This is a genomic window from Accumulibacter sp. (genome assembly GCF_023806635.1).
GTDB lineage: Bacteria > Pseudomonadota > Gammaproteobacteria > Burkholderiales > Rhodocyclaceae > Accumulibacter.
In genome coordinates, this window is record NZ_JAMTDQ010000094.1 from 1 (window position 1) to 10,061 (window position 10,061).

10 protein-coding genes and 1 pseudogene are annotated in these 10,061 nt (G+C 67.8%); 5 read left to right on the top strand and 6 right to left on the bottom strand.

Annotated features, from left to right (window positions below; genetic code table 11):
• Nucleotides 1–83 precede the first annotated feature (83 nt).
• The gene (locus NFW30_RS16570; RefSeq protein ID WP_295356935.1) at nt 84–392 is read left to right on the top strand and encodes a hypothetical protein; all 309 of its coding nucleotides are present in this window, start codon (nt 84–86) and stop codon (nt 390–392) included.
• A gap of 583 nt (nt 393–975) precedes the next feature.
• Here the strand turns inward: NFW30_RS16570 and yiaA are convergent.
• The 3 genes from yiaA to NFW30_RS16585 all read right to left on the bottom strand — a co-directional run bounded on the left by yiaA (nt 976) and on the right by NFW30_RS16585 (nt 3,380).
• Nucleotides 976–1,416 carry an inner membrane protein YiaA gene (yiaA, locus tag NFW30_RS16575; protein WP_295356932.1) on the bottom strand — a complete coding sequence of 147 codons (441 nt, stop codon included), beginning with the start codon at nt 1,414–1,416 and terminating at the stop codon, nt 976–978.
• Nucleotides 1,332–1,874, bottom strand: coding sequence for a Uma2 family endonuclease (locus tag NFW30_RS16580; RefSeq protein ID WP_295356929.1), 543 nt, complete (start codon nt 1,872–1,874; stop codon nt 1,332–1,334). The genes yiaA and NFW30_RS16580 overlap by 85 nt, the downstream gene beginning before the upstream one ends.
• Before the next feature lie 270 nt (nt 1,875–2,144).
• Nucleotides 2,145–3,380, bottom strand: coding sequence for a phospholipase D-like domain-containing protein (locus NFW30_RS16585; RefSeq protein ID WP_295356926.1), 1,236 nt, complete (start codon nt 3,378–3,380; stop codon nt 2,145–2,147).
• A gap of 359 nt (nt 3,381–3,739) precedes the next feature.
• Here NFW30_RS16585 and NFW30_RS16590 point away from each other — a divergent pair, with 359 nt between their 5' ends.
• The 4 genes from NFW30_RS16590 to NFW30_RS16605 all read left to right on the top strand — a co-directional run bounded on the left by NFW30_RS16590 (nt 3,740) and on the right by NFW30_RS16605 (nt 7,655).
• A complete protein-coding gene (locus NFW30_RS16590; protein ID WP_295356923.1) occupies nt 3,740–4,651 on the top strand; it encodes an oxygenase MpaB family protein in 912 nt (303 codons plus the stop codon).
• Between the two features lie 155 nt (nt 4,652–4,806).
• The gene (locus NFW30_RS16595) at nt 4,807–5,094 is read left to right on the top strand and encodes a putative quinol monooxygenase (RefSeq protein WP_295356920.1); all 288 of its coding nucleotides are present in this window, start codon (nt 4,807–4,809) and stop codon (nt 5,092–5,094) included.
• Between the two features lie 9 nt (nt 5,095–5,103).
• On the top strand, nt 5,104–6,015 hold the full coding sequence (locus tag NFW30_RS16600; protein WP_295356917.1) for an alpha/beta fold hydrolase: 912 nt from the start codon (nt 5,104–5,106) through the stop codon (nt 6,013–6,015).
• Entirely contained in the window at nt 6,015–7,655 is a 1,641-nt protein-coding gene (locus tag NFW30_RS16605) for a 3-(methylthio)propionyl-CoA ligase (RefSeq protein WP_295356914.1), read from the top strand. Before NFW30_RS16600 ends, NFW30_RS16605 begins: the two co-directional genes overlap by 1 nt.
• Before the next feature lie 41 nt (nt 7,656–7,696).
• Here NFW30_RS16605 and NFW30_RS16610 read toward each other — a convergent pair whose 3' ends face one another.
• The 3 genes and pseudogenes from NFW30_RS16610 to NFW30_RS16620 all read right to left on the bottom strand — a co-directional run.
• Nucleotides 7,697–8,419 carry a hypothetical protein gene (locus NFW30_RS16610; protein ID WP_295372359.1) on the bottom strand — a complete coding sequence of 241 codons (723 nt, stop codon included), beginning with the start codon at nt 8,417–8,419 and terminating at the stop codon, nt 7,697–7,699.
• A 354-nt stretch (nt 8,420–8,773) separates the two neighbouring features.
• Nucleotides 8,774–9,631: an archaetidylserine decarboxylase gene (gene asd, locus NFW30_RS16615; RefSeq protein WP_295356908.1), complete on the bottom strand. Its 858-nt coding sequence runs from the start codon at nt 9,629–9,631 to the stop codon at nt 8,774–8,776.
• 140 nt (nt 9,632–9,771) lie between these two features.
• Nucleotides 9,772–10,061, bottom strand: a pseudogene (locus tag NFW30_RS16620) (hypothetical protein); the annotation flags it as partial.

Genomic DNA, 10,061 nt, shown 5'->3' on the forward strand with positions numbered 1-10,061 from the left:
ACGCCTGAATTCACCGGCCTGCGCTTGCGCAGGTCCGGTGGAATGATTGGTTGGGCCTCGGGGCCCACCAGAAAGGACACGAAATGGCACTCGAAGTGAAGTTTGACCATGTAGCCGAGGCGCTCGATGACTTGACCGCCCTGTGTGAACACTGGAAGAGAAACCGTGAGCGCGGGAGGATGCCACGCGCTATTCGAGCGGCTCTTTTGATGTCGATGCGCGAGGCACTGGCGATGCACGATGCCGACGCGAAAGCCGCGAAGGGGAACGCGCTCCAATCGCTCGCCGACGAACTTGACCGGATCGGCGCGGATATGGTGGAAAGCAGCCCGCTACGGCCAAAGGTGGCGACGGTGGCGCTTGGTATGCGAAACCTGGCGAGGCACTCATGAAGAGGCCCAACGTGATGTAGCAATCCTACTTGACGCAAAGCTTTGCGTCACTATACTGTACGCATGTACAGCAACAGCGAAATTTCCTGACAGAACAGTGAGGTACGCCATGGGCCCGTCCACTAAGAATTCCGGCAATTGCGTCAAAGCGCTGCCCGCCGACCGCATCCCTCCCAGTACGATAGCATGCGGACCGAGCAGGCCTGCTGCGACCGGGTGCGGGACTTCATCCTCTGTCAGGACAAGTGACATCCGCGTGAAGATGGGCGCGCGGGAAGTCCAGGCCTTCCGCATATGCCTTCCTGTCACGGGGCGCTTTGCGGCTGCGCTCCAGAACCGGGCGACGCGTGCACTGCTCTTCCGGCAGAGGGACGTGCTTGGTACCACGGTTTCCTGGCTCGTTGCGGTCGAGTCTGCGAAAGCGTCCCGGCCCTTTCCGGTCATCCGCGCGCCGGAAGAACTGCAGTACTTGCGGGCGCCGAGCGAGGGAACGATGGGACTGACCCTGCGGCGGGCGATGGCCACGGCTGGGCTGCCTCCGACACCCGCTCGACCGGGACCCGTGCCTTCGCACGACGCGGCCTCACTCCTCCGGCAGCGTTGCCGGGCTCTGGGCGGGCGGATCATCCTTGAAGTGGGCCAGGTCGCGGATGTTCTTCTGCACGGCGACGGCGCCAAACAGGCTGAGCAGAAAGGACATCGCGTAGAAGCCCTTCTCGGACGCCAGCAGCGTGGCATTCCACAGCCCGACGGTGAGCAGGAGCACTGCCAGGAGCAGGGAGACCCAGCACAGGCCGTAGTAGATGGCGGTCACGGGGATGCTTTCGAGCCGGTCGCGCACCGACTTCTGCAGCGAGACGGCCGAGAACAGGCCGTACAGGAGGACCGTGAAATAGTAGCCCTTCTCGGTGAGCGCCATGCCGGCGTTCCAGAGGCCCGTCAGGTAGGCGATGGCACCCACCAGGAGGGCAGCCCACGATGCGCCAATGAAGGCTCCCGTCGGGCGTTGCGGTTGCGGTTGCATGTACGGCTCCTTTGCTTGGCGTTCATTCCCGTCGCGAGGTGCTGGGCGGTGAAAAGGGCACGGCCCACGTCCTCCCCGCGGCGAGCCTCCATTCGATCCCCGGCAAGAGCACCGGTCCGACAGGCTCCCCCTGGCGCGGTGTCGCGCCGGACCGATACGTCCCGCCCTCCGGGTTTGAGCAGGGCCAGGTCGGGCTGCGGTTCAGAGCGCTCATCGAGGCGGATCGGATTCTGCGTGCTGACCAGGCAGTCCTGGCCGGCGGTGAGCGTGAACAGGCGCGCCAGCTGGTTGACGACATACGCGTGCTGGCTGCCGATCGGGGCGATGTCGAAGACCTCTCCCGCGATCGGTTCCACCCTGTCCTGGTGCCCGCACACACCGGCGTCGGCCATCCTGTGGTGGTCGTCGACGCTGATGCGGTGTCGCGCCCGGTCCAGCAGCTCGCTCATGTAAGCCATGCAGGCCTCCCCTGCGAAGCAGTTTGCGCTTGGCTCGCGCCGCCGGATGACGAATCCAGGCGCAGCGAGCCGAGTGTAGGGAGCGCGCCAAGGGGTGTCAATCCGCCCGTCGGCTGCCGGCGCCCGGGAGGACTCCTCCGGTCTGGCGGCGCTGCGCCGGAGGGGCAGGGAGAAGCACACGCGGTCCCGACGCCTGCTGCGTTGGCGGCGATCGCCACGGGCGCCGCCCGAGCGTCATCGTCGGCCGTCGCGGGCGGTCGTGGAGGAAGACTAGAGTTCGAGAAAGCGGAACTCATCGCTGTCGGCGATGCGCACGACGTCGCCGGCGTTCAGTGCGCTGCTGCCGCCGATCCGCTCGCCGTTGAGGAAGGTACCGTTGCCGCTGGCGAGGTCGCTGAGCGTGCACACGCCGTCGTCGAGGCTGATGCGGGCGTGGTACCTGCTGACGCGGGCACTGCCGATGACCACGTCGTTGTCCTGCGCGCGTCCGACGGTGTTCATCCCGGCGCGCAGGACATGTCGCAGTTGCGGGTTGCTGCGCGAGATGAGGACGAAGCCGCCGGCCGCCGACGGCAGCGGCCCGGCGGCGCCGATCTGGCTCTGCCGCAGCACCTGCGTCGCCGTACTGTCGGGCAGCGGCGCGCGGTGTTCCCAGTCGCCTGCGAAGACCGCGTTGAGCCCCTGCAGCAGTTCCGCGTCGTCGACCATGATCGACAGTTCGCGGCGACGGTCGAGGCTCTCGGTGCGCAGGTTCATGCTGCCGATGACGGCGGTCACGCCGTCGACGATGCTGCACTTGGCGTGCAGCCGGTAGCGCGGCACCGCCTGGAACTCGACTCCGGGCGGCAGGGCGCGACGCTGGGTTTCGTCGCCGAGGACGCGCACCTGGATGCCGCTGCGCGCCTTCTTCATCAACAGGCGGAGCATTGCCGGGTCGGACAGCTTGGCATCGGCGATGTGGATCGAGCTTCGCGCGCCGGCGAGCAGCGTCTCCATCTTCCGCCGGCTGTTGAACGGGCTGACGAGAAGCGGCGAGTCCTGGTCGGGGTTGAAGGGCTGATCGGCCCAGTCGGCGTCGAACAGCCGGTTGATCTCGGCGGCGATCGACGGGCTGTAGACCTCGACGCCGAAGTCGCGCGCGTAGTGGAGGTTGTCGCGCGTCGGGTTGAAGGTGAAGACGAACGCTTCGGTCTCGTCGACGGTCATCACCTTGTAGTGGTAGCGTGCGCGCCTGCTGTCGCCGGCAGGCTCGCGGGTGTCGATGCCCGCTTCGGTGGCATCCTTGAGCAGCCTGCGATTGCGCTCCTCCCAGCCGCGGGCGCTGCTCGAGATCAGCACGCGGATGTGGACGCCCCGCTGGCGGGCTTCGATCAGCGCGCGCTGGATGATCGGGTCATCCATGCGAAAGACGGTCAGGTTGATCGAGCGCTCGGCACGGTCGATCGCGCGCACGATCGGGAAGAAGCTGTCGCCGGGCTGGACGATGAGCGAGATCTTCCGATACATCACGAGGTCCGGTTGTTGCTGCAGGTGGTCACGGTGGCGGGCGTCTTCCCCGGCGATCAGAACTTTCGACTGCCGCGCCTGTCCCGACAGCCATCTGCGCGGCTCCCGGGGCGGCGGTCGGTCGGGCGGCGGCCGTCGCGCCGTCGCTCGCGCCCGCGGCCCGTCGCAGCCGCGGACGCGGTCGCCGGCGGCGGTTGCAGGCCGGCAGATTGTAATCCAGCCGCGGGATTTCCTGCAGCTCCGGGTGGATTTCCTGCAGCTCCGGGTGGATCGCCTGGCCGCTCCGGCGTTGCCGGCTGCATCCAGTGCCGCCGCCAGCGCGTATGTTGCGGTATCGAGCAGAAGAGAGGAGGGGCGCGATGCGGACACACCCACACGCCGACGATGGCCGCGATTGCCAGCAGGTGGTGCGCCACCTGGCGACCGTGGTCTTCCCCTGGGATACGACGCGTGCCCTCGAACTGGCCCTGTTCCGCAGCTTCGCGTCGGCGCGCATCGGCGGCCTGCTGCACGCCACCGGCGAGTTCGAGATGCGGCCGCAGAAGCGCTACGACGACACCGACCTGATCGTCAGCGAGATCATCGAGAACGGCTTCGACAGCCGGCGCGGGCAGCGCGCGATCGAGCGCATGAACGAGCTGCACGCGCGCTTTCGCATTGCCAACGAGGATTTCCTCTATGTCCTGTGGACCTTCGTCTTCGAACCGTTGCGCTGGAACGAGCGTTTCGGCTGGCGGCGGATGAGCGATGGCGAACGCCTGGCGTGGTTCCGTTTCTGGCGCGAGGTGGGCGAGCGCATGCAGATCCTCGGGATTCCAGCGTCGCTGGCCGACTTCGCCGCCTTCAGCCGCGAGTACGAGAAGCGCAACTTGCGGCCTCTGGCGGCCTGTCGGCAGGTCGCGCTGGCGACGCGGGAGATGTTCGCCGGATGGTTCCCGGCGCCGTTGCGTCCGCTGGTTCGCCGCAGCATCCACGCGCTGCTCGACGCGCCGCTGCTGCTTGCGCTCGATCTGCAACCGGCGCCACGGTGGCTGCAGTGGACCGTCGAGGCTGCCCTGCGCGGGCGGGCGCGCCTGCTGCGCTGGCTGCCACGGCGGCGGCGACCGAAGCTGCGGACCCGCATCGCCCGCGCCGCCTATCCCTGCGGTTACGAGATCGCGAGCCTGGGGCCGGTGGCAGCGCCGCGGGCGGCTTGTCCGGCGGCGCCGGCAGCCGATCGCGCTGTGGCTGCCGGCGAGCTGGCCGTCGCCCAGCGGGGCTTCGATGGCTGACCCGGCGGCCACCGCGGCCGCCGTCGTGGCGCCGGATGGTGAGGCTTGGGCGCAGCCCGCCTGCATCCGCTGGCGGGCCGGGTGCGTATGGTCCAATGGTGGGCTGATCGAGGTCAGCCGGGAACGCGGTCGAATGCGGAGACGAGGAGAATGAGATGATCAGGATCATGGCGCGGCTTGCTGCGCACGCGGGGTGTGAGGAGAAGCTGCAGGCGGTGCTCGTCGAGCTGGCACTTGCCAGCCGCGCGGAGGCCGGCTGTCTCGGCTACGAGCTGTTCCACAACCAGGACGCGGCGTGCGAGTTCGTCACCGTCGAGCGCTGGTCCGACCAGGCGGCAGCCGATGGCCATCTGGCGACGGCGCATGTCGCGCGCGCCGTCGAGCAGGCGGGCGCCCTGCTGGCGCAGCCGCCGCTGATCCACCGTTTCCAGCAGCTCGTCTGAGGCCGCTCGATGATCGACGAGCGATCCTTTCCGGCGCCTGCCGGCATCCTGGCGCCATCGGCGGGCGGAGGCGTGACGCCCGCGCAGGACGCGGTCGGCTGGCTGCGGGCCGGTGGCTCGCTGGCCGTTCTCGCCGGCTTCGCCTATCTGCTGCTGCTGGCCTGGGTCTACCACCATCAGGAGCGGCTGATCTTCCGCCCGGCGCCGCTGCCGGCGACGCACCGATTCGCCCTGGCGGATGTCCACGAGGTCACCATACCGGTCGCCGGCGCGACGCTGTCGGCGCTGCACCTGCGGTTGCCGAATCCGCGCGGGCTGATCTTCTTCCTGCACGGCAACAGCGGCAACGCCGCCGACTGGCTGCGCAGCACCGATTTCTATCGCGCCGCGAACTACGACCTGCTGCTGCTCGACTACCGCGGCTACGGCAAGAGCAGTGGGCGCATCGAGAGTGAGGAGCAACTGCGCGCCGACGTGCGCGCCGCCTGGCAGGCGGTCGCTCCCGCCTATGCCGGCCGGCGGCTGGTGATCTACGGTCGCTCGCTCGGCACCGCACTGGCGGCGGGACTGGCCGCCGAGGTGCAGCCGGATCTGACGATCCTGGTTTCGCCCTATTGCAGCATGCGGCAGTTGATGCGGCAGCATCACCCGCTGTTGCCGCCGGCATTGTTGCGCTATCCGCTGGCCACCTGCGCCGACGCGGCGGGCATCGACGGCCCGCTGCTGCTGGTGCATGGCGAACGCGACGGCCTGATCCCCATCGCGCACAGCGAGCAACTGGCGGCCGTGGCGCCACATGCGCGGCTGTTGCGGCTGGCCGGCGCCGCGCACGCCGACGTGCACGAATTCCCTGCCTATGGCAGCGAGCTCATGCGAGCGCTGCAGGCACTGCCAGCAAACCCGTCAGAGGAGGATGAGTGATGCTCAATGGACTGATGCAGGAGCAACCGCTGTTGATCTCGTCGCTGATCGAGCATGCTGCCCGCCTGCACCCGCAGGGCGAGATCGTGTCGCGCACCAGCGAAGGGCCGATCCATCGCTGCACCTATGCCGACGTCCGCCGCCGCGCCTGCCGGCTGGCGAACGCGCTGACGGCGCTCGGCGTCAGCGGCGGCGAGCGGGTCGCGACGCTGGCGTGGAACGGCTACCGGCACATGGAGCTGTACTACGGCGTCTCCGGGACGGGGGCGGTCCTGCACACGATCAATCCGCGCCTCTTTCCCGAGCAGATCGAATACATCGTCAACCATGCCGAGGACCGGCTGCTGTTCTTCGATCCCGGCTTCCTGCCGCTGGTCGAGAAGCTGGCGGCGCGGGCGCCGGGGATCGGCGCCTACGTCGTTCTCACCGATCGCGCCCACATGCCGGCCAGCAGCCTGCCCGGTCTGCTGTGCTACGAAGAACTGCTCGCCGGGCAGTCGGGAGACTTCGCGTGGCCGCAGTTCGACGAGAACAGCGCGTCGTCGCTCTGCTACACCTCGGGGACGACCGGCAACCCGAAAGGAGTGCTCTACTCGCATCGCTCGTCGGTACTGCATTCGTGGGCTGCCTGCGCGGTGGACGGGCTGGCGGTCAGTGCGCAGGAGAGCGTGCTGCTGGTGGTGCCGATGTTCCACGTGAACGCATGGGGAATGCCTTACGCGGGCGCGATGAGCGGTGCGCGGCTGGTGATGCCCGGACCGGCGCTCGACGGGCGCAGCGTCTACGAACTGCTGCGCGACGAGCGCGTCACCCTGGCCCTCGGCGTGCCGACGGTCTGGCTGATGCTGCAGCAGTACGTCGAATCGGCGGGCCTGCGACCGGCCGAGGAACTCTGCCTCCGGCGCGTCGTCATCGGCGGCTCGGCGGCGCCGCGGGCGATGAGCGAGCGCTTCGCGAAGGATTTCGGCGCCTTCGTCGTACACGCCTGGGGGATGACCGAGATGTCGCCGCTGGGCAGCGTCTGCAACCTGCTGCCGCGGCACGCCGGACTCACGCCGGAGCAGCGCCTGGCCGTGCAGGAGAAGCAGGGCAGGGCGGTCTACGGCGTCGAGATGAAGATCGTCGACGACGACGGGGTCGCACTGCCGCATGATGGGCAGGCTGCCGGACATCTGCTCGTCCGCGGGCCGTGGATCACCCGCGGCTACTATCGCGAGGCGGGCGCCGGCAATCTCGACGGCGACGGCTTCTTCGATACCGGCGATGTGGCGACGATCGACGCCGACGGCTACATGCAGATCACCGACCGCGCCAAGGACGTGATCAAGTCGGGTGGCGAGTGGATCTCGTCGATCGCGCTCGAGAACGCCGCGATTGCCCATCCGGCGGTCGCCGAGGCGGCGGTGATCGGCGCCGCGCACGACAAGTGGCAGGAGCGGCCGCTGCTGATCATCGTGCGCAAGGCGGGCCACGAACTCGGTCGCGAGGAGATGCTCGCTTTCCTGCGCGACAGGGTCGCCACCTGGTGGCTGCCGGACGATGTCGCCTTCGTCGACGAACTGCCGCACACCGCCACCGGCAAGCTGCACAAGCTGCGCCTGCGCGAGCAGTTCCGGGACTATCGGCTGCCGGGCGCCTGAGGTTCGCGGAGTCTGTCGGGCAGGTTGTGGGCGTGTCGGCCTCAGACGATGCGCTCGATGAACTGCACGAGTCCACGCTCGCTGACGAAGCTCAGGTCGTACATCGCGGTCAGGCCCCTGGCCATCTCGTCTTCCAGACCGGCGACGCAGACGACGAGGTGCTGGCCACCCAGGCCGAGGCGCTTGCGTAACCCGACACACTTGTCGATGTCCTGGCGATACTCGCCACTCTTGCATTCGATGAGGATAGGCAATTGCCCGTCGAGCAGCAGAACGACGTCCACTTCCTGCTGCTCGCCGTCACTGAACCTCAGCCCCAGATTGCGCGCACACGCGAATCGCTTGCCCCGCGCCGTGGCTTGCTCGACGCAGGTCATGAGGGCAAACCATTCCAGCCATTCGCCGTTGAAGAAGTGGCGAATCGCGGGCGCGGTCTGCACCACGAGCAGCAGATGGTTCTTCTGCTTGTTGGGAATCGCCTTGGCAACGAAAGAGTAGTCGTAAAGCTGCCGGCAGAAGCTCGTGAGTTTCTGCGCATCGCTCGGCGACCTTCCGTCGAAGGGGATTACCGTGCTCGCGTACCCCTTCTGCTGGGCCCAGCGGATGCGGTCGAGGACCTCCTTGAGCAGCAGATCGCGCCCGATCAGCGTTGCCACTTCGTCGAAGAAGCCACTCGTGTCGACGGCCTGAGCCGCGATCTGCACCGAGATCTGTCGGCGCCTGAACCAGTCGGCAATCGGTTGGTGTTGTTCGCTGCTCGTCAAGCGATCAGTGTTCGAGAGATCGACCGTGGCGGCTGGCGTGGCGGCGGCGGGCGCGGCCGATGCTGCTTCGCTCCCGCCCGCAACTGCAGCGTTCAGGCGAATGACTTCACGCTGGGCGGTGAAGTACTTTTCCAGGAGCCGCGTGACAAAGAAGATGGTGGGGTATACCTGTGTCGGGTTGCCGCACCGTGGGCAGGGGACCATCACGCCAACGTCGCTGTCAGCCTGTTCCTGCAGGTGAGCGCACTTATTGCAGCGAAGGATTGCCATGGCCGGAAAATGAAAGGGGAATTTCGGCGAACTGGCACGGCCCCCGGGCGTCCCGGCAGCGCGTCGCGTCCTCGACGGCTGCACTCATGGACGACGGCGGATGCGTTCGCCCATCGCCTCGCCCATGCGTACCTGGCGCGCCGGTGACCAGGCGGGGTTGAAGCGCAGGACATCGGCAGGGAAGAGCATGACCACCGTCGAGCCGAGCAGGAAGCGCCCCATCTCGTCACCCTTGCCAAGGTCGGGCGCCTGCGCGTCGTAGGACCATTCGCGCGGCACACCGCTGCGCGGCGGGCTGACCGTGCCGTGCCAGACCGTGGCCATGCTGCCGACGATGGTGGCTCCGACGAGAACGAGGACGAAGCTGCCGAAGTCGCAGTCGAAGACGCAGACGACGCGCTCGTTGCGCGCGAAGAGGCCGGGCACGCCGCGTGCCGTCGTCGGGTTGACCGAGAAGAGCGCGCCGGGAACATGGATCATCCGCCTCAGGCGGCCGGCGACCGGCATGTGGATGCGGTGATAGTCACGCGGGCTGAGGTAGAGCGTGGCGAAGGCGCCATCGCTGAAGCGGGCGGCGAGTCCGGCGTCGCCGCCGAGGAGGGCGGTCGTCGTGTAGTGGTGACCCTTCGCCTGCAACACCTGGTCGCGATCGATGGCGCCAAACTGGCTGATCGCGCCGTCCACCGGGCAGATGAAGTCGGCGTCGGCAAGCGGCCGGGCGCCCGGGCGCAGCGGCCGGGTGAAGAACTCGTTGAAGCTGCGGTAGCTGGCCGGGTCGGCGTCGGCTGCCTCGCCCAGGTCGACACCGTAGCGGCGGACGAACCAGCGGATGACATGCGTCGTCAGATTGCCCGATTCGCTGGCGGCCAGTTTGCCGGCGAGGATGGTCAGTGCCTGTTTCGGCATCAGGTACTGGGGAAGGACGGCGAGACGCTCAAGCACGATCGTGTCCGCGGGAATGGAGGCCGAGATTATAGTCCTTCGCGCCAGGGGCGCGGGGCTTCGTCCGGCGCCGCCACCAGTTCTCATTTCGACCCCCATGGCCGGGAGTGGTGAGGTTCAGGACGATTGGATGGGGTGAGTCAGCTGGTGTCTGGGGCGTTGGGAGCGAGGCGCTGCTGCATGAAGCGCATGAGGTGATCCCAGTCATCGAACGGCAGGTACTGTAGCAAGGCGCGCAGGTGCTCGAAGAAGGTGCGACGGGAGGGCAGCAGGCTGCGCACCTTGGCGTAACGGGTGTCCATCCAGTCGAGGGCGGTATGGACCAGGAAGGCCAACAAGATCAGGGTGGCGAACAGGTTGGCCAAGAACTGTTTGCCGTTGTTACGTCTTCCTCTCCCAGAGGGCTGAGGCGCTCGCTCATCCCGCGAAC

Bases quoted from the DNA above. Each gene is read 5' to 3' on its own strand.
- NFW30_RS16570 (WP_295356935.1), top strand. From the start codon at position 84: ATGGCACTCGAAGTGAAGTTTGACCATGTAGCCGAGGCGCTCGATGAC.
- yiaA (WP_295356932.1), bottom strand. From the start codon at position 1,416: ATGCAACCGCAACCGCAACGCCCGACGGGAGCCTTCATTGGCGCATCG.
- NFW30_RS16580 (WP_295356929.1), bottom strand. From the start codon at position 1,874: ATGGCTTACATGAGCGAGCTGCTGGACCGGGCGCGACACCGCATCAGC.
- NFW30_RS16585 (WP_295356926.1), bottom strand. From the start codon at position 3,380: ATGTATCGGAAGATCTCGCTCATCGTCCAGCCCGGCGACAGCTTCTTC.
- NFW30_RS16590 (WP_295356923.1), top strand. From the start codon at position 3,740: ATGCGGACACACCCACACGCCGACGATGGCCGCGATTGCCAGCAGGTG.
- NFW30_RS16595 (WP_295356920.1), top strand. From the start codon at position 4,807: ATGATCAGGATCATGGCGCGGCTTGCTGCGCACGCGGGGTGTGAGGAG.
- NFW30_RS16600 (WP_295356917.1), top strand. From the start codon at position 5,104: ATGATCGACGAGCGATCCTTTCCGGCGCCTGCCGGCATCCTGGCGCCA.
- NFW30_RS16605 (WP_295356914.1), top strand. From the start codon at position 6,015: ATGCTCAATGGACTGATGCAGGAGCAACCGCTGTTGATCTCGTCGCTG.